General features: G+C 52.1%; 17 protein-coding genes. 6 read left to right on the top strand and 11 right to left on the bottom strand.

Translation table 11 applies throughout. The features are described 5' to 3' along the window. Positions 1-7: 7 nt before the first annotated feature. The 3 genes from OH144_RS11030 to OH144_RS11020 all read right to left on the bottom strand — a co-directional run bounded on the left by OH144_RS11030 (position 8) and on the right by OH144_RS11020 (position 2,147). Entirely contained in the window at positions 8-415 is a 408-nt protein-coding gene (locus OH144_RS11030) for a hypothetical protein (RefSeq protein WP_266202290.1), read from the bottom strand. Positions 416-429: 14 nt separating this feature from the next. Then, positions 430-843, bottom strand: coding sequence for a Fe-S cluster assembly scaffold IscU (gene iscU / locus OH144_RS11025; RefSeq protein WP_266202289.1), 414 nt, complete (start codon positions 841-843; stop codon positions 430-432). 89 nt (positions 844-932) lie between these two features. After that, on the bottom strand, positions 933-2,147 hold the full coding sequence (locus OH144_RS11020; protein ID WP_266202288.1) for an IscS subfamily cysteine desulfurase: 1,215 nt from the start codon (positions 2,145-2,147) through the stop codon (positions 933-935). Positions 2,148-2,324: 177 nt separating this feature from the next. Here OH144_RS11020 and mce point away from each other — a divergent pair, with 177 nt between their 5' ends. The 3 genes from mce to OH144_RS11005 all read left to right on the top strand — a co-directional run bounded on the left by mce (position 2,325) and on the right by OH144_RS11005 (position 4,994). Then, a complete protein-coding gene (gene mce / locus OH144_RS11015) occupies positions 2,325-2,726 on the top strand; it encodes a methylmalonyl-CoA epimerase (protein WP_266202287.1) in 402 nt (133 codons plus the stop codon). 90 nt (positions 2,727-2,816) lie between these two features. Then, positions 2,817-3,392 (top strand): L-threonylcarbamoyladenylate synthase, encoded by a 576-nt coding sequence (locus OH144_RS11010; RefSeq protein WP_266202286.1) that lies wholly within the window; start codon positions 2,817-2,819, stop codon positions 3,390-3,392. 168 nt (positions 3,393-3,560) lie between these two features. Beyond that, the gene (locus tag OH144_RS11005) at positions 3,561-4,994 is read left to right on the top strand and encodes a CCA tRNA nucleotidyltransferase (RefSeq protein WP_266206330.1); all 1,434 of its coding nucleotides are present in this window, start codon (positions 3,561-3,563) and stop codon (positions 4,992-4,994) included. A gap of 138 nt (positions 4,995-5,132) precedes the next feature. Here OH144_RS11005 and OH144_RS11000 read toward each other — a convergent pair whose 3' ends face one another. Both OH144_RS11000 and OH144_RS10995 read right to left on the bottom strand, forming a co-directional pair. Then, a complete protein-coding gene (locus OH144_RS11000) occupies positions 5,133-7,640 on the bottom strand; it encodes a PspC domain-containing protein (protein ID WP_266202285.1) in 2,508 nt (835 codons plus the stop codon). Positions 7,641-7,642: 2 nt separating this feature from the next. After that, the gene (locus tag OH144_RS10995; RefSeq protein WP_266202284.1) at positions 7,643-7,981 is read right to left on the bottom strand and encodes a PadR family transcriptional regulator; all 339 of its coding nucleotides are present in this window, start codon (positions 7,979-7,981) and stop codon (positions 7,643-7,645) included. 278 nt (positions 7,982-8,259) lie between these two features. Here OH144_RS10995 and OH144_RS10990 point away from each other — a divergent pair, with 278 nt between their 5' ends. Beyond that, positions 8,260-9,357 (top strand): putative type IX sorting system protein PorV2, encoded by a 1,098-nt coding sequence (locus OH144_RS10990; RefSeq protein WP_266202283.1) that lies wholly within the window; start codon positions 8,260-8,262, stop codon positions 9,355-9,357. Between the two features lie 25 nt (positions 9,358-9,382). After that, positions 9,383-14,431, top strand: a complete 5,049-nt coding sequence (gene porU2, locus OH144_RS10985) for a putative type IX secretion system sortase PorU2 (RefSeq protein ID WP_266202282.1) — start codon at positions 9,383-9,385, stop codon at positions 14,429-14,431. Between the two features lie 72 nt (positions 14,432-14,503). Here porU2 and OH144_RS10980 read toward each other — a convergent pair whose 3' ends face one another. Genes OH144_RS10980 through OH144_RS10970 form a run of 3 tightly spaced genes read right to left on the bottom strand, consistent with a single transcriptional unit; the run spans position 14,504 to position 17,152 of the window. Next, positions 14,504-14,992 carry a dihydrofolate reductase gene (locus OH144_RS10980; protein WP_266202281.1) on the bottom strand — a complete coding sequence of 163 codons (489 nt, stop codon included), beginning with the start codon at positions 14,990-14,992 and terminating at the stop codon, positions 14,504-14,506. 6 nt (positions 14,993-14,998) lie between these two features. After that, complete coding sequence (fmt, locus tag OH144_RS10975) at positions 14,999-15,925, bottom strand: methionyl-tRNA formyltransferase (RefSeq protein WP_266202280.1); 927 nt, start codon at positions 15,923-15,925, stop codon at positions 14,999-15,001. 3 nt (positions 15,926-15,928) lie between these two features. Beyond that, positions 15,929-17,152 (bottom strand): exo-beta-N-acetylmuramidase NamZ family protein, encoded by a 1,224-nt coding sequence (locus OH144_RS10970; protein WP_266202279.1) that lies wholly within the window; start codon positions 17,150-17,152, stop codon positions 15,929-15,931. Positions 17,153-17,218: 66 nt separating this feature from the next. Here OH144_RS10970 and OH144_RS10965 point away from each other — a divergent pair, with 66 nt between their 5' ends. After that, complete coding sequence (locus tag OH144_RS10965) at positions 17,219-18,427, top strand: ABC transporter permease (RefSeq protein WP_266202278.1); 1,209 nt, start codon at positions 17,219-17,221, stop codon at positions 18,425-18,427. 269 nt (positions 18,428-18,696) lie between these two features. On the opposite strand, the gene OH144_RS10960 is transcribed toward OH144_RS10965, so the two are convergent. From OH144_RS10960 to OH144_RS10950, 3 genes are all read right to left on the bottom strand, one after another. Next, positions 18,697-19,539: a mechanosensitive ion channel family protein gene (locus OH144_RS10960; protein WP_266202277.1), complete on the bottom strand. Its 843-nt coding sequence runs from the start codon at positions 19,537-19,539 to the stop codon at positions 18,697-18,699. Positions 19,540-19,610: 71 nt separating this feature from the next. Next, positions 19,611-20,318, bottom strand: a complete 708-nt coding sequence (locus OH144_RS10955; RefSeq protein ID WP_266202276.1) for a peptidoglycan DD-metalloendopeptidase family protein — start codon at positions 20,316-20,318, stop codon at positions 19,611-19,613. 53 nt (positions 20,319-20,371) lie between these two features. Next, positions 20,372-20,941: an HNH endonuclease gene (locus tag OH144_RS10950; protein WP_266202275.1), complete on the bottom strand. Its 570-nt coding sequence runs from the start codon at positions 20,939-20,941 to the stop codon at positions 20,372-20,374. Positions 20,942-21,089 lie beyond the last annotated feature (148 nt).

Raw genomic sequence — 21,089 nt, 5'->3', positions numbered from 1 at the left:
TTAAATTTTAGGAGACCGGGTTTAGCACCACACTAAAAACGGTGATAGTGTTCATGTCCCGGCCAAAGTATAACTTATCCAGCGCCTCATACATATTACGCGCCCGGAAATAAGAAGTGTTCAGCTCCTTGTCGTCGCGGGCCATCCACTGTATCGTGAACGAGCTTTCCCGGTCGCGGTAGCTCTGCACATAAGTCAGCATCTTGCGCAACACATCCAACCGGTCGTAGCCTTCTTCGGAATGGAAGAGGAACGACTGCTGGTGGCGCGGGTTCACCGTTACCAGGTCGAGGCGAATCTTATTGTCGAGCTTCCGGAACTCAAAAAGCAGACTGCTCCCGCTCATGCCTAAGTGGTGCTCAATCTGCTTCTGAATACGGGCACTCTCTACGTGCACATCCGTAGTTGACTCCATAGAGTCTGGTCTTCTTAGTGGTGAGACTTAGGCATTTCCAGCTCCGGAAGGCCGTTCTTTACTCTGTAGTCGTTGATAGCCGTTTTGATGGCATCCTCGGCAAGTACAGAGCAGTGGATCTTAACCGGCGGCAGGGCCAACTCTTCCACAATCGCCATGTTGTCGATGGCCAGGGCCTCGTCAACCGTTTTTCCCTTCAGCCACTCGGTAGCCAAAGAAGAGGAGGCAATGGCAGAGCCACAGCCAAACGTCTTGAACCTGGCATCGGTGATGATCTGGTTCTCATCTACCTCAATTTGCAGGCGCATCACGTCTCCACACTCAGGGGCGCCAACAAGGCCGGTACCAACGTTTTTCTTTGCTTTATCTAGTGTACCAACGTTGCGTGGGTTGGTATAATGGTCGATTACTTTATCTGAATAAGCCATAGCTTTTTTATGATTACTAATTGTTAATGATTAATGACTAATATATTCCGAGTAATCATGCATTACTCATTATACATTATTAATTACGCTTAATGTTCTGCCCACTCAATAGAGTTCAGGTCAATGCCTTCCTTGAACATTTCCCACAGTGGAGAGAGTTCGCGCAGTTTTGCCACAGCCTCTTTCACGTGGTCGATGGCGAAGTCAATCTCCTCCTCGGTAGTGAAACGGCTAAGGCCGAAACGCAGTGAAGAGTGAGCCAGGTCGTCGCTCAGGCCCAAGGCCTTTAATACGTAGGATGGCTCCAAAGAAGCGGAGGTACAGGCAGATCCGGATGAAACAGCCAGGTCTTTCACGCCCATCATCAGGCCTTCGCCCTCTACATACTTAAACGAGATGTTAGACACGTGCGGCAGACGGTGTTCCGTAGAGCCGTTCACGTAAGACTCCTCGATTGTGGTCAGTTCACGCTCCAGCCTGTCGCGCATGGCGGAGATACGCTTAGAGTCTGCTTCCATATCTTGCTTGGCAACTTCAGCGGCTTTGCCCAAGCCCACAATACCAGGTACGTTCAGCGTACCGGAACGCATGCCGCGCTCGTGTCCGCCACCGTCCATCTGGGCCGTAACCTTCACGCGTGGGTTCTTACGACGCACGTACAGGGCGCCAACACCCTTAGGGCCATACATTTTGTGGGCAGAGAAAGCCATCAGGTCGATGCCATCGGCCTCTACGTCCACCGAAATTTTTCCTACGGCCTGCGTAGCGTCTGTAAAGAACAGGATGCCGCGCTTTTTGGCGATGGCTGAGATCTCACGGATAGGTTGGATAACGCCGATCTCATTGTTGGCATACATCACAGAGATAAGGATCGTCTTGTCTGTGATAGCTTCTTCCAACTCCTTTAGGTTGATCAGCCCTTTCTCATCCACCTTCAGGTATGTAACCTTGCCGCCCATTTTCTCGATGTGCTTACAAGGGTCCAGTACGGCTTTGTGCTCCGTGGTAACGGTAATGATGTGGTTACCCTTCGAGGCGTACATTTCGAACACACCCTTCAAAGCGAGGTTGTCCGACTCAGTGGCGCCTGAGGTAAAGATGATTTCCTTAGGAGAACAGTTGATGAGCGCCGCGATCTGCTCACGGGCGTAATCAACGGCCTCTTCGGCCTGCCAGCCAAAAGCATGGTTGCGGGAAGCGGCGTTGCCGAACATGTTAGTCATGTAAGGCATCATGGCCTCCAACACGCGCGGATCTAACGGCGTAGTGGCATTGTTATCTAAGTATATCGGTAGTGTTAGCATAAGAACGTCAGTTTCTTTAATAAATAGCTCTTTGTTATCAGGTAAACAGCCTGTTGCCTGTTTTGGTTCTAATTCCTCAACAGTCGGAAGCTGAAAGAGTTTAAACGAAATATAGTAGTTTTGAATCCGGCACAAAAATAGTAAATATTCTCTACTTAGACTAATTACAAACTATAAATGAAAAACGTAGAACATATAGGGATAGCTGTCAGGAACTTCAGCGAAGCCAATGCACTGTACTTTAAACTGCTGGGCGTGGAGCCTTACAAAACAGAGTATGTGGAGTCGGAGGCGGTGAACACCTCCTTCTTTAAAGTGGGCAACACCAAGATAGAATTGCTGGAGGGGACCACCCCGGAGAGCGCCATTAGCAAGTTTGTGGAGAAGCGAGGCGAAGGCATCCACCACATCGCCTTTGAGGTGGACGATATATACAAGGAGATGGAGCGCCTCAGAAGCGAAGGCTTTATACTTCTGAACGAGCAGCCCAAGAAAGGTGCCGATAACAAGCTGGTGTGTTTCGTGCACCCGAAAAGTGCCAACGGCGTGCTGGTGGAGCTGACCCAGGAGATCAGGTAAGTCGTTATTTGTTGTTAGTTATTCGGGTACGAATTGAATTACAGAATTTACTAACAACTAAAAACCAACAATCAATAACTAAATAAAACTATGAGCCAGTTAGTAAAGGAAATACAGGCGGCGGAGGAAGAGGTGCTGCTGGGCAACGTGATCCTGTACCCAACCGATACGGTGTGGGGCATCGGCTGCGATGCCGAGAACGCCGAGGCCGTGCGCAAGATATTTAAGATAAAGGAACGCGAGGAGTCGAAGGCGCTGATCCTGCTGGTAGCCGACCAGGAGATGCTGCAGCGGTATGTAAAAAACCTGCCGGAAGACTTTGAGGAGCTGGTGAGGCGGCAGGAGCGGCCTACTACTTATGTGTTCCCGGAGCCGCAGAACCTGCCCGAGGAGGTGCTGGCCGAAGACGGCACGGTGGCCATACGCGTGGTGCAAGGCGACGAGTTCTGCCACCGCCTTATCCGGCAGGTGGCGCGGCCTATCGTGTCTACCTCGGCCAACATCAGCGGAGCGCCGTCGCCCAAGACCTTTGCCGATGTGAGCGAAGAGATAAAGGAGCGGGTTGACTTTGTGGTGAACTGGCGGCGTGACGATGACATGGCCTCCAGGCCGTCGCGCATTGTGAAGATAGAGGCTGGCGGCAGGCAGCGCGTCATCCGGGAGTAGTATTGGGTATGGTGTTTATACGTTATACTTTGCCTGAGAAAGTATAAACAGGTGTAAACCAAAGTATAAGCTGCTTATCGTACAGCCTTTTTCGGAAATGAGCTGGTTATACGTATTTTTGTACCTCAGGCTACGCTTCCGTAGCCTGAGGTTTTTGATTTACAGATGATGGAGAAAGTACAGTTACCTGAGCACCCGATCTTTAATGTAGTAGCCGAGGCCGCTGACGAACTGGGCGTAGATGCCTACGTAATTGGCGGTTTTGTTAGGGACCTGGTGCTGAAACGGCCATCTAAGGATATAGACGTGGTATGCGTGGGCGACGGCATCGTGTTGGCAACGCAGGTGGCCCAGCGACTGCCGCACAAACCCAAGGTATCTATCTTCAAAAACTTTGGCACAGCCATGCTGCGCTCCGGGGAGTGGGAAGTGGAGTTTGTGGGGGCCCGTAGAGAGTCGTACCGCGAGCACTCACGCAAGCCGGAAGTGGAGCAGGGAACACTGGACGATGACCTCAAGCGGCGCGATTTTACCATCAACGCCCTGGGCATCAGTCTGAACAAGGCAGACTATGGTGAGTTGATCGATGCGTTTGACGGTGTGAAGGACATGCGCCGTAAGGTTATCCGGACTCCGCTGGAACCGGGCATCACCTTCTCCGACGATCCGCTGCGCATGATGCGCGCTATCCGTTTTGCCTCCCAGCTTACCTTCGATATTGACCCGGATACCTTCGACGCGATCGTAGACAATAAAGAACGCATTAAAATTGTGTCGCAGGAGCGGGTTACGGACGAACTGAACAAGATCATCCTCTCGCCGGTGCCGAGCTACGGCTTTAAGCTGCTGTTTACCTCTGGACTGCTGCACCTGATCTTCCCCAAAATGGTGGAGCTGCAGGGCGTAGAGACCATCAATGGAAACTCGCATAAGGATAACTTCTATCATACGTTGCAGGTGCTCGATAACGTGGCGCAGGTGTCGGACGACCTGTGGCTGCGCTGGTCGGCTATCCTGCACGATATTGCCAAGCCGGACACGAAGCGTTACCATCCCAAGGCCGGCTGGACCTTTCATGGCCACGAAGACCGTGGCGCCCGCATGGTGCCCCGCCTGTTCCGCGACCTGAAACTGCCCCTGAACGAGCACATGAAATTTGTGGAGAAACTGGTGCGCCTGCACCTGCGCCCCATTGCGCTGGTAAAGGAAACCGTCACCGACTCAGCGATCCGCAGGCTACTGTTTGAGGCCGGGGATGATATAGATGCGCTGATGAAGCTCTGCCGCGCCGACATCACCTCCAAAAACGACAACAAGGTAAAACGCTACCTGCAGAATTTTGACAAGGTAGAGAAGCGCCTGGTAGAGGTGGAGGAGAGCGATAAGCTACGCAACTTCCAGCCCGTAATTACGGGCGAGATCATCATGGAAACCTTCGGGCTGAAGCCGTCGAAAATGGTGGGTGAGTTGAAGGAGGCCCTGACGGAGGCGATCTTGGAAGGAAAGGTTAAAAATGAATTTGACGAAGCCTACGCCTTCCTTATGGAAAGAGGGAAGGAGATGGGACTTCGCCAAATACACTCATCAAACACAAACAACTAAACAAACACTTCTATAAAGTATAAACTGAACGGCTGTTCAATTGTTTTAGTATATAGTTTTACTTTGTACTAGTGGCGGATTGTAGGAGGCTGGCTGAGGTATACTTGCTCAGCCAGCCTTTTATACTTTACACCGGTTTTAGCGACGCTTCACAGTGCTGGGGCCGGAGCTGTCGATGATGGTGTCGGAAGGGTTGCCGCGGTAGACGATGTGGCTGGACCCGGAGGCGTCGGCGCGCAGGGTGTTGGTGGCGTATACTTCTGCCATGCCGGCACCGGTTACGTCGGCATCCACATAGCGGGCTTCCAATCTGTCGGCTTGTACGACGCAGGCACCGGTGGCGTCCAGCTCAAACCGATCCGCCTTTCCGACAAACGTACTGGCTGTGGCACCCGAGGCATCAACGCGCAGGTTACGTACGTTCAGGTTTGCCATGGTTTGAATGGCTCCGGTGAGGTTCATGCGCAGGCTCTCTGCTTTTAAACTTCCGATGTCGGCCTTGATGGCACCGTTCAGCTCAATGGTGTTGATGTCCGGGGCTGTGATCTGGATCAGCACCGGGTCGCGGTCTTTGAACATGCGGAAGAACTTCTCATCTGTGCTGATATCCAACTCGTTTCCGCTCTGGTCCAGCTCAATACGCTTTAACTCTGCTTCGCCTGCACGCACGCTGACGCTGTAGGTATCGCCCTGGCGCAGCTGCACATGGTACGGCCCACTGATGGTGACACGATTGAAGTCGCGGAAGTTGTAGCTGCGGGAGTTGCTACTATACTCGCTGTCGTTCAGCAGCACGCTGCCGCTCATTTCGGCTGTGCCGGTATCATCGAGGTTAAACCCATTGCCGCTTTCCGTGCTCAGCGTATCTGTGGCGCAAGTGAGGCAAACTAACCGGTCGCCGCTGGCTTGCCAGGTATTGCGAATTACTTTGTCGAGGTCGTAATTGCCCTCTAAGGCAGCGCTTGGCAACATGTAGTAGAAGCTGCGTGTCAGGCGCAATGGCTTGTCTTTCGGCAGTTTAAGCACCAGGCTCAACTCCTGATCACGGAACACGGCTCCCTGTTTGAACTCATAGCTGTCGTCGAGACGCAGGGTAGAGTCGTTGAGCACAGCGCGGTAGGTGATCATGCGAGCATTCTCCTTGGCCTCTTCCTCGGTTCTGCCCTTGGCCTCCACGCGCTGCACTATCTCCACATCCGGGCCGTTGGCCTCCTGCACTTCCATGTAGATGTTGTCGTAATCCAGGCCGGTATCATAGGTATCCAGGGTAAGCGTACTGATATTCTCTACAGGTATGGTCCTGCTAGTGATCACCTCACCGCTGCGGCGGAAGTTGCCGCTGAACATGGCAATGGTAGCAATCATGGTGAACAGCGCCACCAGCCACACCCCAAACAGCGACCAGCCTACGATTGGCTTCATGAAGGTGCGCTTGATCAGCAGGCTCACGCCCAGCACCATCAGCATCAGGAGCGGAATCAAACCTACAAAGAAGCCTGCCACCAGGCCGAGCCTGGGAAAGCCCCCGAGAAACACGGAGGCCGGAAAATCACCAAAGTTTGCGAACTGCGTCTCATCAATCATACCAAGTGACACGAAAAGCGTGGAGAAGAGGGCGACGGTCAGTCCGATGGAAATGACCAGCAGTATTACGCCGGCCGCCACACGGATCAGGGTGATAAGGAAGGCAAGGATGGGGCCCAGTGCACGGCCAATCCAGTTAAAAACCTGCGCCACCAGGCGGACAGGGAGCAGGATGATCTTGGCCAGCGTGCTCTCCTCGCCGTTGCTGTCGCGCATGTTCAGGTTGTCCTTCAAGGTGCGCTCAATGCCGGCCAGCGTTACGGGGTCGCCCTGCATCTGCATGCGCTCGGTAAGTGTGACGGCCTCAGGCATGGCGATCCAAAGCACGATGTAGGCAAATAGACCGAAGCCGCCCAGGAAGATGGAGACCAGGAAGAGCAGTCGGATAACGGCCACATCCACCCCGAAGTATTTGGCGATGCCGCTCGACACACCGGCCAGTTTTTTATCATCCGGGTCTCGGAACAGCTTGCGTACCTTGGTCTCGGGCAGCAGGTTGCTCTCCGGCATGGCAATCCAAAGTATAATATAGATGATGATGCCTGTGGCAGCCGATACGCCCGCTGAAACGATGCCCAGCAGCACCAGCAGCACGAAGAACAGCCGCAGCCAGAGCGGGTCAATCTTAAGGTAGTTGGCGATGCCGCTGGAGACACCGGCGATCACCTTGTTGTTCATGTCGCGGTACAGCTTTTTAGGTCCGGCGGCTGCATGTGCCTGTGCTCCGCCCGCACCGGCTTCTGCGCCGGTGCCAGCGCCAGCAGCTGTATGCTTGTAGGCTTCCTCCTCCATCGGCTCCTCCACCTCAAAGTCAGTCACGTTACCCATGCGCATGATCAGGTATTGCACATCCTCCTGGGTGATCACCTGCTTGGCCGGCGATACGCGGGCGGAGAAGATTTCGGCAACGCGGGCCTCAATGTCGGCTACAATCTCCTCGTGGCCCTCATAGTTAGAAAAGTATGTTCTGATGGAGGCAAGGTAGCGGCTAAGCTGCTCATACCCATCCTCCTCGATCTGGAAGATGATGCCTTGCAAGTTTATACTTATATTCTTTTTCATGATTACTGGGCTTTCTTGTTTCGGATAATGTATTCTGTGGAGTCAACTAGCTCGGACCAGGTGTTCCGGAGCTGCTCCAGAAACTCTTTGCCGGTGTCGGTGAGGCGATAATACTTGCGTGGCGGGCCGGAGGTGGACTCGACCCAGTTGTATTCGAGAAGCTGCGCGTTCTTGAGGCGGGTGAGCAGGGGATAAAGGGTGCCCTCCACAACGATCATCTTGGCCGCTGTGAGCTCTTCCAGCATATCGGACGCATAAACTTCACCACGAGAGATAATCTCCAGTATGCAGAACTCCAGAATTCCCTTCCGCATCTGCACTTGTGTGTTTTCTACTTTCATGATGATTCCGTTATAATGTTGAGGCAAAGATATGGTAAGGTACTATGTAAAGCAAGGTACTGTTTAAAATTCTTTACGCTCTTTTTTTATAATGGTTGTAAGGCTGGGGATTTGTTATTATAAATGATTAATTTTGGATAAAATAAAACTGCACCAGAGTCAACTAAAAAGGCCCGCAGGATGTTAAGGGGGCACAATAGAGGGGAGGGAGCCGCAGGGCTGCACTTTGGTAAATACAATAAGATTTTTAGCGATTGATATAACCTGTACTGTCAAGGATGAATAATTTTCTGCTTCGCTGCCTGCTCGCGGCGTGGGTCCTGCTTACCTGGTCGGCGGCTGAGGCCCAGGTAAACACACCGAAGTATAGCAACGAGTTCCTGAACCTGGGGGTGGGCGCCCGGGCGCTGGGCATGGGCAACGTGCAGTCGGCCCTGGCTACCGATGCCACAGCCGGCTACTGGAACCCTGCCGGCCTGCTGCGCCTGCCGCACAAGTATAACGTGAGCCTGATGCACTCGGAGCTTTTTGCCGGTATCGCCAAAAACGACTATGCCAGCTTTGCCATGCCCCTGGACTCGAGCAGCGCCTTGGGCATTTCCCTGATCCGGGTGGGGGTGGATGATATTGCCGATACCCGTCGCCTGCAGAACGAGTATGGCTACATCCAGTACGATAGTATCCGTTTCTTCTCCGTAGCCGATTACGCCATGCTGCTTTCCTATGCCCGCAAAAGCAACCTGATAGAGGGCCTGCAACTCGGGGCCAACGCCAAGATCATCTACCGCAACGTGGGCGACTTTGCCGATGCCTACGGTTTTGGCATTGACGCTGGCGCGCAGCTGCAGCGCGGCACCTGGCAGTTCGGCGTCATGGCCAAGGACATCACCACCACCTTTACCGCCTGGACCCATAACGTGGAGGAGCTGGAGGAGGCCTACCTGCAAACCGGCAACGAGCTGCCCGAGAATACCGCAGAGCTTACCCTGCCCCGCCTGATACTTGGGGTGGGAAAATCTTTCCGTTTTACCGATAACTTCACGGCCGCCCTGGCCACGGATATAGACTTTACTTTTGACGGCAAGCGCAATGTGCTCTTCAAATCCGATGTGATGTCGGTGGACCCGCATGTGGGGCTGGAGCTGGCTTACGCCAATTCCGTTTTTGTGCGCGGGGGCCTCAACAACTACCAGGAAACACAGAATTTTGACGGCGGTACTACCAAGCGCATACAGCCCAATTTTGGGGTAGGGATAAAAACCGGCGGCCTCAACCTGGACCTTGCTCTTTCCCGCATCAACAACAGCGAGAGCAACTCGGTTGGCAGCCGCAACACCTCATCGGTTATCGTTTCATTAGGATACGCATTCGACTAAAGAATAAGGTTTTAGCAAGCAGCACATGTATAAGACTTTTAGCATAAAGGCATTTTTTACGGCGGTTATACTTGTAGTGGCGGGCTTTACAGCAAGCACAGCCCAGGCACAGGAGGTATACGGCAATGAATGGATAGACTACTCCAAAACCTACCACAAGCTACAGGTGGTGGAGACTGGCCTGTATAAGCTGGGTCACGCTTACCTGCAGCAGCTGGGCCTGCAGAACGTGAACCCGCAGCACCTGCAGCTCTTCCGCCGCGGCAAGGAGGTGGCGATTTATGTGGCCGGGGAGGCCGATGGCCGTTTGGACCCGCAGGATTACATGGAGTTCTACGGCGAGCGCAACGACGGGGTGCTGGACCAGGAACTCTACAAGAACCCGGCCCACCAGGTGCACCAGCTCCACAGCATGTACACCGACTCGGCCGCCTATTTTCTCACGGTGAACCCGGCCGGTGGCAACAAGCGCATGCGCGAGGTGAACCCTTCTCCTAATGGGCTGACGCCGGAGCCTTATCATTGGCAGAAGGCGATGTTGTTGAGTACTGGGACTTATAGCACAGGTAAGTATCACCGAGAGGCGAACAATTATATGCCGTGGATGGATGAAGGAGAGGGTTACTTTTCGATAATAAGCAAGAACTCAAAGCAGCTCTCCTTCGAGATTTCAGGAATCTCTAACGTAGCCGTGACGGGGCCTGCACCCAAGCTTGATCTAACTACGGTGGGACCTACGAATGATCCTCATAAATTCAACGTGAATATTCTGGGGTCCAATGCCCGTACCCTCACTACCATCGAATACGGGAAGTTTGGCATGTCTAAGGCCACGTATGATTTAGGCTTTGCTGATATAAACATACAAAACAGAAAATTCTCATTTCAATTAGTACCGCTCGCTGTAAATGGCACAACAGGTGCTGTAGGAATTGCCTATGCGCAATTAGTTTACCCTCAGAAGAGTACTTTTACGGGAAATGCGTTGCAATTCTATACCGATTCGCTGAGAACATCCTCCCTTTTCTACGAATTCTCGGAAGCTTCCGCATCTGCCATAGCCTACGATGTTACCGCTGCTGACGATGCCATACGAATTCCCGGCCACATGAGAGATGGGAAGAAGGGTTTTGTGATTGATGGCCAGCGCAGGAGCCGTAAAGTTTTACTGGTAGATACAAATGCCCCGCTTGTACCAGTTAAAAGTAAGGAAGTTAAATTCAGGAAAATAAACCCAGACGAGCATAATTACATCATTATTACAAATAAGGTGCTGATGAAGGGGGCTGGTGGTAGCAGCTTGCCGGCCCCTGAGGAATATGCAGTTTATCGTAGCTCCGCTGCAGGCGGTGGGTATGATACACTGCTAGTTTTTATTGATGACCTGGTAGATCAGTTCCATTATGGTGAGTTCTCTTCTAATAGCATCAGAAGATTTAGTTCTTTCTTGAGCATCTCTAGTAGAGAAAAGCAATTGCTGCTTCTGGGGAAAGGGGTTGAGCCTAACACACTGAAGTATAGGGACCCGGCGTCAAGAGCTTTTGACCTTGTACCAACCTTCGGATATCCAGCCTCAGACATGTTATTCTCTGCGGACTTTAGAAACAACAATTACATACCTTCGATACCGACCGGACGGGTTTTTGCCAGAACAGCCAACGACATTATAAACTACCTGAACAAAGTTAAAACATATGATGCGACACCCGACGGCCTAGAGTGGCGGAAGAATGTGTTGCATCTTGGTGGAGGAAAAAATGCTTTAGAGATAAGAAGGTATGGTAATTTCATACATAATTATACTGCGATAGCTAAAGGCCCTTTACTAGGGGCAAATGTAATAGAGAAAACAAGGCAGAACCTAAGCGATGTAGTAGAAAGTGTAGATATCTCGAAGGAAGTAAATGAAGGCCTGTCTCTTATCACCTTCTTTGGACATAGCGGACCTGGAGTTACAGATTTAGATATAGGTTATCCATCAGTACCAACAAGTAACTATAAAAATGCTGGTAAATACCCTGTTATTTTGGTGAACGGGTGTAATATTGGTAATTCTTATGTTGTAAATGATCCTTATGTAAGCAACTTTGTACCATTGGGAGAGGATTGGGTTAATGTTCCTAACAAAGGAGCAATCGCTTTTATTGCACACACAGCTACAGGTTATGATCAATTATTGGACAGGTATACGTCAACGATGTATTCAGTTGGGTTCAATGATGAGGAGTTCTATGGAAAAACTATAAGCCAGGTTCAGAGGGAGGTAGCACGGAGGGTTTTGCAAGCATACAAAAACAACTCTAATGAGGTATTTGCTATTACGCAGGTACTCGGAATGGCCTTACAGGGAGATCCTGCCATTCATCTGTATACTCCAAGCAAACCAGACTATACCTTCAGGAGCAACAGCTTTGAGCTAAAAGATAAAGGAGGAAGCCTCGCAACTGCATTATCAGACACGTTAGCTCTACATTTTGATATCAAAAACCTAGGTAAGGCGATAACAGATTCTTTTTTCGTTTCTGTTAAGCGTACCTACCCTGATAATTCTTCGAAGGTCTACGACTCGATTAAAGTAGCTCCTGTTTTTAATAAGAATTCTGTGGCATTAAAACTGCCGAATGTTGAAGCCTCAACTACTATAGGTATAAATGTTTTTGAGGTTAAGCTGGACAGTCCTGAAGCAGTAGAGGAGTTAAAGGAGGATAACAATACCGCCACTTTTCAGAAGTTTATTTCTGCCAGTGGGCTGACAACCGTTTACCCGATGAAGTATAGCATAGTCGGGAACTCGAATGTTTCTTTAGCAGTTCAGGCTAGTTCGGCCCAGGAAGGACGGGGCATTTATTTTGAAATTGATACCACAGCTGCTTTCTCGAGCCCATGGCTTCGATCTACCACAGTAGATAAAACTGCTTTTGCCTCCTGGGATGTAAACCTGATAAACGGAAGCAATGATAGCACTGTTTATTTTTGGCGTGCGCGTTTTAACTCTTACAGCCCTGGTGAGGATACTATCTGGGCTGATAACTCTTTCAGACATATTCCTGAAGTGACATCCGGTTGGTCTCAGAGCCACAAAGGACAGTTTACGGAAGCAAAGGCGGAAGGCTTTAAACCACTAGACCAGAAAACAGGTAAATGGGAGCTTAATACAGTTCGTAGATTCCTTAGTTTAAGGACAGCAGGTGGAGACGAAAGGTTTGCACACCCTCCACAAGGCTTTTATATTGACGGCGACCAAGTTCTTAGCTGGCAGTGTGGGAACCCTAACCATAACACTTATGGGCAGCTGTTTATGGTCGTCTATAATGATGCTACCTTAGAAGCTATGACCAATTTGGGGGGCACCGTTACCTGCTCTGCCACTCCTTATATATTCACTACACTTAACCTCTCTACCGTAGCAAACAGGGCCAAAATCAAACGATTTATTGATGCCGTGCCAGAGGGTTACTATGTTGCTGTTATGTCAGTGAACAATGTGCCTTTTGATAGCTTCCCAGAGGAGGCTAAAGCAGCCTTCAGAAGCATTGGCTCATCCTTGATCGACAAGTTAAAAACAGGTGACCCTTTTGTGATTGTTGGCAGAAAGGGCGCCACTCCAGGCACGGCACAGGAAAAGACCTACTCCGTGGAGGAGGCTGAGCGTGAAGGTGGTACACCGCGAACTGCTCAGAGTATAATGTTGGATATTACTTTAGAATCCAACCGCCAAGCAGGCACCATCACCTCCACCACGATAGGCCCGGCTCTGCGGTGGAACTCGTTGCACCATAGCATTAAACCGTATGCAGGTGGCGATGATAAGTATAAGCTAAGCTTGATCGGTATCGACGCAGCAGGTGAGGAGACGGTGCTGGAGAAAAGTATAAACTCCAAGGCTTTCGACATCTCGCACATTGACGCAAACCAGTATCCGAGCCTGAAGCTGTCGGCTTTTCTGTCGGATTCCACGGCGCGTACATCGCCGCAACTGAAGGAGTGGTTTGTGCTGTATGATCCAGTACCGGAAGGCGTAATTCGCCCAGATCTGGTGAAGGCGAGCAGCGAGGATCTGACACAACTGGCGGGTAGCGGAAGGTTATCCATCCCTATGGCCTTCCAGAACGTGACCTCTACAGCGTTTACGGATTCACTGACGGTGGAGGTGGTGTTGAGCGGGGCAGGCATTTCTGCCACTACCTCTACCTTTAAGATTAAGCCGGTGGGACCAAACGAGACGGTATACTTTAACCATCCTGTTTCCACGGCTGAGCTGGATGGCGATTACAGGATAAGTTTTTATGTGAACCCGCGCCTGCTGCCGGAGCAGGAGTATGCCAACAATATCTATGAAGTTGACTTCGGCGTGAAATCAAAGCTGCACCCGATCATGGACGTGGCTTTTGATGGCATCCATATCCTGGACGGTGACATTGTTTCCCCGAGCCCGCTGATAAGTGTAACGGTAAAGGATGAGAACAGGCACGTGTTTCTGCAGGACCCTTCCAGGATGTCGATGGTGCTGATCACGCCTGGGGAAGGGGAGAAGGAAATTGAACTGATGAATAACCCTGAGGTAACCTACATACCCGCCACCGAGGCCAATGACTTTAAACTGGAGTATAGACCGACTAAACTGGAGGACAATAAGTATACCCTGCAGGTTCGGGCAACAGACGCTGCGGGCAAAGAGTCTGGCGTATCGCCGTACAGGATCGGCTTTGAGGTAGTGAGTGAGGCGAGCATTTCGAACTTCTACCCGTTCCCAAACCCATTCTCTACCAAGACCAACTTTATCTTCACCGTTACGGGCAGCACGATTCCGGAGCATATCAAGATTCAGATCCTGACCATTACAGGCAAGGTAGTGAAGGAGATCATGAAGGAGGAACTCGGGCCGCTGCGCATTGGCAACAACAAGACGGATTATGCCTGGGACGGCACCGACATGTATGGTGACAGACTGGCGAACGGTGTATACCTGTACCGCGTGGTGATGAGCAAAGGGGAGGATGAAATGAAGCACCGTAATACCTTTGGGGACGGCGCCTTCAAGAACGGCTACGGCAAGCTCTACATCCTGCGCTAAGCCACAGCCACAAGTATAAAAAGAGAGGGGGGCCGCTGGTATCAGCGGCCCCCCTCTCTTTTTATACTTATGTTACTTCTTTTCCAGCGTCAGAAACGTATAGTTGTACTTGTTCTTCTCGTCCGGCTCATGAAACTCCTGCTCTATTACCTGCCACTCATTTTGGGGTAGCTCTGGGAAGAAGGCATCGCCCTCAAAACTATGATGCACGCGCGTCAGGTATACTTTATCAGTGAAGGGGAGCGCCTGCTCGTATATGGTAGCGCCGCCAATGATACTTACCTGCTCCGTGTCTAGCTCCCTGCCTTTGGCAAGGGCCTCCTCCAGTGAGTGCACCACGATGCACCCTTCAGCCTGGTACTCTTTCTGGGAAGTGATGACGATGGAAGTACGACCTGGCAAAGGCTTTCCAATCGCTTCATAGGTTCTGCGCCCCATGATCATCGGGTGGCCCATGGTCAGGCGCTTAAAGTGTTTCAGGTCGGCGGGCAGGTACCAGATCAGGTCATTGTCTTTGCCAATCACATTGTTCTCGGCGGCGGCTACTACGATAGCTATCATACTTTCTTATACGTCAAAGTTATAGCCGCGCAGCAGGTCCTGTACCGGCATGCGTTTTTTGCCCTCCATCTGCAGATCAAGTATGGCAAGGGCGCCGGCGGCTGTCTGGATGTGCAGGAACGTCTTGTTATCGGTGTGGAGCGTGCCCGGTTCCGAAGTGTAACCAGATTCCGGCAGCGCCTCGGCCTTATATACTTTATAGTTCTTGCCGTTAAGCTTTGCCCAGGCGGCAGGGTACGGGCTGAGGCCTCGGATAAAATTGCGCACCTGCTCAGCCGGTTGGTTCCAGTTAATCTCGCAGGTATCCTTAAAGATCTTCGGAGCGTGCTTGGCCCCCGCAGAGATCTCCTGCGGCTGCGGTACTACCTGGTCTCGCTCAATGGCCTGTACGGTGCGCAGGGCCAGTTCGGCGCCTTTATACTTCAGTTTCTCATACAACGACCCGAAGTCATCCTCCTCCCGGATCGGCACGCGCTCCTGAAAAATAAGGTCGCCCGTGTCGATCTCGTGCTTAAGGAAGAAGGAGGTGACGCCGGTCTCTTTTTCCCCGTTGATAATGGCCCAGTTGATAGGCGCGGCCCCTCTATACTGTGGCAGCAGCGAAGCATGGATGTTGAAAGAGCCCAGCTCCGGCATTGCCCACACCACCTCGGGCAGCATCCGGAAAGCGACGATGATCTGCAGGTTGGCCCTGTAGCTACGCAGTTCCTCCAGGAACGCCTCCGATTTCAGGTTGGTTGGCTGCAGCACCGGAATTCCCTGCGCCACGGCGTACTCCTTCACCGGCGACTGGTTTAGCTTCTGACCACGGCCAGCGGGTTTATCCGGGGCGGTGATCACGGCCACCACGTTATAGTGCTGTTCCACGAGTGTCTGCAAGGTAGGCACGGCAAAATCCGGCGTACCCATAAACACGATGCGTAAGTCTCTCATGCGCTAGTTAAAGTCTGGGTAAAGCAGGTACTGCTTGCGCTTGGCTTTATAGTTTGATAACGCAGGCTCCCAACTGGCTCTGATCTCAGCCTCTGTCTTACCGGCAATCACCTGCTCGCGAAGCTTTTTGGTGCCAGCCAGTTTCTCGAAGAAATTGTTGAAGAACTTGTCCTTGTTAGTGGAGTGCTGGTACATACCCAGCAGGTACGCTAGGTCTACTTTGTCTGCCACCTGCACATTCGTCAAGTCCTGGCCGTAGCAGGTTACATCCTTGTGCGGCGGGTTGGTAGCCCCTGGCGTGCTCACCGGGGTAAAGCTAAAGTCCTTTTTCTGATAGTACGGGCTGCCGATTACCTGGAAGGGGGTAGGGGTGCCGCGGCCAACGCTTACGTTGGTTCCCTCAAAAAAGCAGATAGATGGGTACAAGGCTATGGACTGCGCGTTTGGCAGGTTTGGTGAAGGACGCACAGGCAGCTCATATGCCATGTTGTGGTCGTAGGCTGTCATCGGAATTACCGTCAGGTTCGCCTGCAGTCCTCCTTTCAGCCATTTCTCGCCGTTGATCATATTAGCCAGTTCGCCCACGGTAAGGCCGTGCACGATCGGAATCGGGTGCATCCCCACAAAAGAAACCTGGTCTGGCTCCAGTACCGGGCCATCTACGTAATGCCCGTTCGGGTTGGGGCGGTCCAGTACCATTACCTCCTTGCCGTTCTCGGCGGCTGCCTCCATGGCGTAGTGCATGGTGCTGATGTAAGTATAAAAACGGGTGCCCACGTCCTGGATGTCGAAGAGCAGCACATCCAGATCTTTTATTTGCTCGGGCAGCGGCTTCTTGTTATTCCCGTAGAGCGAGATAATTGGCAGGCCGGTTTTCGGGTCGTTGCCGTCTTTGATGTGCGCCCCTGCGTCGGCCTCACCGCGGAAGCCGTGCTCTGGCGCAAAAATGGTCTTTATCTGCACGCCACGACTCAGGAGCGTGTCCACCAGGTGCGTTTGGCCGATGGTGGAGGTTTGGTTCACGATCATGCCCACGCGTTTGCCCGCTAGTTGCGGCAAGTATAAATCCAGCTGCTCGGCGCCCATTTTTAGTGATTGTGCCGCCGGCAAAGCAGCTGAGGCAGCGGGTGATGTTTGCTCGGGTGCCGTGGCAGGTACTTGCTTGGCGTTGCAGCCGCCCAGCGAGAGCAGCAGCGAGGCAGAGAGGTATAGGATAGGGTGTGTCATCGTTTTTGTAAGGTAGAAGTCAAAATTCATACCTATCTTTAAGGCCATTAATCTGATTTAAGGCGAGTGAATATCTCCAAGTACATATCCGACAAAATATCAGAAGTGCAGACCGGCTCTTTTACGCAGTCGGTTACAAAAATAGCAATTATTAGCATAGCTGCAGGCATTGCCATCATGATTGTGTCTTTTGCCATACTGGAGGGCTTTCGGAACGAGATCCGCGAAAAGATTTTCAGCTTTGGCGCCCACCTGCAGATCAGCAAGTATGACACCAATAACTCCTATGAGGGCGCGCCCATCAGCTACAATATCGGTGTGTCGGATTCTATCCAGGGGATAAAAAAGATACAGGGGTTTGCCCGCAAAACGGCCATTATCAAGACAGAGGATGAGGTGCTGGGTGTGGTGGTGAAGGGCGTGGGGAAGGAGTATGATCTGAGCGCAATGCAGCAGAACCTGGAGAGCGGGGAACTGATTGCCTTTACGGATACGGCCTCTTCGAAGGACGTGCTGCTGAGCCAGGCGATTGCCAGTAAGTTGCGGCTAAAGGTGGGCGATGAGGCTATTTTCTATTTTATACAGAATCCGCCACGTGCCCGGAAGCTGAGGGTGAGCGGCATTTATAATACGGGCCTGGAGGAGTTTGATGAGGTGTTTGTGCTCGGCGACATCAAGTTGATTCGCGAGCTGAACAACTGGCCCGATACCTTGGTAGGGGGCGTGGAGGTAGTGCTGCAAGACTTTGAGCAGATAGACGAGGCGGCGGAGCGCGTGTTTGAAAGTATGAACTACGACCTGCAACTGGAGAAAATAACGGACCGCCATGCCCAGCTCTTCGACTGGCTGAAGCTGCTGCAGAAGAACGTAGTGATTTTCCTGGTACTGATCATCTTCGTGGCTACGTTCAACATGGTTTCCACGGTGTTTATTATGATCATCGAACGGATAAACATGATTGGCGTGCTGAAGGCCGTGGGCGCTACCGATGCGCAGATCAGGAAGGTGTTCTACTTTCGCGGGCTGAAACTGACGCTGAAGGGAATGCTGTGGGGCAACCTTGTCGGGATTGGCTTTTGCCTGGTGCAGTACTATTTCGAGCTCATTCCGCTGGACCCCGAGAACTACTACATGGACCGTGTGCCGATCAGCTGGAACATCGGCGTAATCCTGCTGCTCAACGCCCTAACGCTGGTACTCACCATGCTGGCCATACTTATTCCTGCCGCCATGATTGCCCGCATCAAGCCGGTGAAGGCGATTAAGTTTGACTAAGGTGCAGGCAGCTGAACGAGAAAGTATAAACGCAGCTGCAAGGTATAAATCGAGAAAGTATAAAACCCAAGTTGCGATCTACTCATGATGTGCAGGTGTAAACCCACCCCTAACCCCTCCGAGGAGGGGAATCACCTACTCTTTTGCGAAATTCCCCTCCTTGGAGGGGCAGGGGTGGGTTAATCGCAACTTGAGTTATAAAGTATGAAAAAGGGATCGGGGCTTAACCTGGAGTAAGCCCCGATCCCTTTTTATCTGTAGTATCAGCGCTAAGCTCCTGCAGCAGCCTGTTTGCTAGCGGTGCTGCCCACCATTTCGCGGCGCGGTACGGGCAGTGCGATATCGTTCTTCTCGAAGGCAGCCTTGGCGCGCTCGTTCATGTCCCAGAACAGTCCCCAGTAATCTTCGCGCTTGCACCAGATGCGGGTACTGATGGTGATGGAATGCTCGGCAAAATTCGTTACAACGATAGCGGGGGCGGGCTCCTTCATCACACGCTCATCCTCGGTAATCAGCTCCTGAATCAGCTGGCGCACCTTACCAATATCATTGTTTACCGACACGGTAAAGAGCAGCTCCACCCGGCGTGTGGCTTCCACAGAGTAGTTCACCACCACGGCAGAAGCCAGTGGCCCGTTGGGGATGTAAATGGTTTTGTTGTCGGCGGTCTTTAGCACGGTGTTAAAGATGTTGATAAGCTGAACGGTTCCGCTTTGCCCCTGTGCCTCAATAAAGTCACCTACCCTGAAAGGCTTGATGGTAAGTATGAGCACCCCGCCCGCAAAGTTGGCCAGGCTGCCCTGCAGGGCCAGGCCGATAGCCAGGCCGGCAGAGCCCAGGACAGCAATAAAAGAGGTCATCTCCACGCCTATCTGCGCAATCACCAGCACGAGCAGCAGGACCCACAGCGCGATGCTGAAGATGCTCAGCAGGAAAGGCCGCAGCGACTCGTCCACGCTTTTCCGGAGCATCAGCCCATTGATGAGCATCTTGAGCCGTCTGATGACCCAGGCGCCAATAACAAGTATAAAAATGGCAACCAACAGCTTCAGGCCATACAGTACGGCAAAGTTTACAATCATTTCGCGGATCGATTCAAAATCCAACACCATAAGTAATCAAGAGTTAAAAGTTAGTAGTTAAAGAAGTAAGGAGCCGGTTTCCGGGTAGTGCGCCTAACTGCTCAGGCGTAAGGCAACAGGTGGCGGCACTGCAGAATCAGGTTCGGGTCGGGGCACAGCCGCTCATACCTGGAGCGCTCGGCGGCGGTGGCTACTCCTGGGAAATCGCCATACTTATCGCCCATGTCAGCAACAATTTGGAAGTGCAGGTGCGGTGGCCAGTGGCCGTTCTCGGGGTAGGGGCCTACCTCGGCAATTTTTTGGCCTTTGCTAAAATACTGCCCCTGCTGCAGGCCCTGCAGGGATGTGCGGCTCAGGTGGCCGTACAAAGTATAAAATGTTACCCCCTCCAGCTCGTGCTGCAGGATGATGGTGGGACCGTAGTCGCCGAAGTTATCGTTGTCTTTAAAGCTGTGCACGGTGGCGTCCAGCGGCGTGAACACGGCCGTGCCCGCGGGCAGCCACACATCCACCCCCAGGTGCAGGTTGCGGCTCTGTGCCTCCACGTCGAAGTGGCGGCTGCGGCGGTAGATGAAGCGGTCCTCCAGGTAGCCGCCCACGCCCGTGGTGGCCTGACGCTGTTGTAGCATCTGCTCCACAGCCTTGTTGAAGGCGTCGGTGTCCTGCAGGTCGGTGCTTTGCAGCAGCAGGTTCTTTTCGGAGAAATCCAGCGTACACACGCAGTCGGCGTTCAGGTCTGCGTCCAGTACGGGGGCAAAGGTATGGCGATGCCTGCTTAGCAGAGCGCTAAGGTCGTGGGTGTTTTTCATAAGCTTGCACCATGGGCGCAGTTAAAGTGCCCATGGTGCAAGTTAAGCAGAAATTAGTTTAAAGGCGCAGCTTCCTCTTCCTCCAGCACCTTGGTGAAGGTTTTCAGGCTCTTGGTCTTCCCGAAAAGCTCCTCGGATTTTTTGCTGTAGGCCAGGGCGGCCTCCTGCAGCGTTTCGAAGGTGCCCAGGTTGATGCGCTGCTTGTTGTGGTGGATGATGGCGCGGTACTTTTGGGCCTCCTTGTGTACCCCGCGTACGCCCAGCTTGTTCTCGGTCTTGGTGGTGTTGCGCACAATCTTGCAGAGCGGAGCCCACTCCAGGTTCTCGCGGCGGCAGTCCAACTTGTTGCCGTTCTTAAAGTGCACGTACAGTTTTAGGTCGCTCTCAGGCTTCTCCAGCAACTGCTCCCCAATCATCTTGTGGAGGTAGATGGTTTCGTTGCGGTACTTGCCGTTTTTTAGCGGCCAGTTCTTCTGGAAGAAGGCGTAACCGTTGGAGTGGATGCGCAGGTGCCTCAGGAACTCAATCTGTTGCAAATACGCGCTGTTTTGGATGTAGTCATATGTAGTGTCGTCTACCACTACCGTTTTTTCACAGTTTTTCAGAGTTAGTTTGTACAGCATGTTGTTGTTTTCATGTTATTAAGGATAGCGTTCATGACAGAAGCACGGGCGCAGGTTTAAAAAACCTGCCGTTGCAGCGCTCTGTAAAGTTCAGCTTTTTTTTAATATATTTTACAACTAATATTCAAATTTTTTATTGTGCACCTGA

The organism is Pontibacter kalidii, assembly GCF_026278245.1.
GTDB lineage: Bacteria > Bacteroidota > Bacteroidia > Cytophagales > Hymenobacteraceae > Pontibacter > Pontibacter kalidii.
The sequence above is the reverse complement of the archived record's forward strand: the minus strand, read 5'-3'. Positions and strand labels throughout refer to the sequence as shown.

Bases quoted from the DNA above. Each gene is read 5' to 3' on its own strand.
- OH144_RS11030 (WP_266202290.1), bottom strand. From the start codon at position 415: ATGGAGTCAACTACGGATGTGCACGTAGAGAGTGCCCGTATTCAGAAG.
- iscU (WP_266202289.1), bottom strand. From the start codon at position 843: ATGGCTTATTCAGATAAAGTAATCGACCATTATACCAACCCACGCAAC.
- OH144_RS11020 (WP_266202288.1), bottom strand. From the start codon at position 2,147: ATGCTAACACTACCGATATACTTAGATAACAATGCCACTACGCCGTTA.
- mce (WP_266202287.1), top strand. From the start codon at position 2,325: ATGAAAAACGTAGAACATATAGGGATAGCTGTCAGGAACTTCAGCGAA.
- OH144_RS11010 (WP_266202286.1), top strand. From the start codon at position 2,817: ATGAGCCAGTTAGTAAAGGAAATACAGGCGGCGGAGGAAGAGGTGCTG.
- OH144_RS11005 (WP_266206330.1), top strand. From the start codon at position 3,561: ATGGAGAAAGTACAGTTACCTGAGCACCCGATCTTTAATGTAGTAGCC.
- OH144_RS11000 (WP_266202285.1), bottom strand. From the start codon at position 7,640: ATGAAAAAGAATATAAGTATAAACTTGCAAGGCATCATCTTCCAGATC.
- OH144_RS10995 (WP_266202284.1), bottom strand. From the start codon at position 7,981: ATGAAAGTAGAAAACACACAAGTGCAGATGCGGAAGGGAATTCTGGAG.
- OH144_RS10990 (WP_266202283.1), top strand. From the start codon at position 8,260: ATGAATAATTTTCTGCTTCGCTGCCTGCTCGCGGCGTGGGTCCTGCTT.
- porU2 (WP_266202282.1), top strand. From the start codon at position 9,383: ATGTATAAGACTTTTAGCATAAAGGCATTTTTTACGGCGGTTATACTT.
- OH144_RS10980 (WP_266202281.1), bottom strand. From the start codon at position 14,992: ATGATAGCTATCGTAGTAGCCGCCGCCGAGAACAATGTGATTGGCAAA.
- fmt (WP_266202280.1), bottom strand. From the start codon at position 15,925: ATGAGAGACTTACGCATCGTGTTTATGGGTACGCCGGATTTTGCCGTG.
- OH144_RS10970 (WP_266202279.1), bottom strand. From the start codon at position 17,152: ATGACACACCCTATCCTATACCTCTCTGCCTCGCTGCTGCTCTCGCTG.
- OH144_RS10960 (WP_266202277.1), bottom strand. From the start codon at position 19,539: ATGGTGTTGGATTTTGAATCGATCCGCGAAATGATTGTAAACTTTGCC.
- OH144_RS10955 (WP_266202276.1), bottom strand. From the start codon at position 20,318: ATGAAAAACACCCACGACCTTAGCGCTCTGCTAAGCAGGCATCGCCAT.
- OH144_RS10950 (WP_266202275.1), bottom strand. From the start codon at position 20,941: ATGCTGTACAAACTAACTCTGAAAAACTGTGAAAAAACGGTAGTGGTA.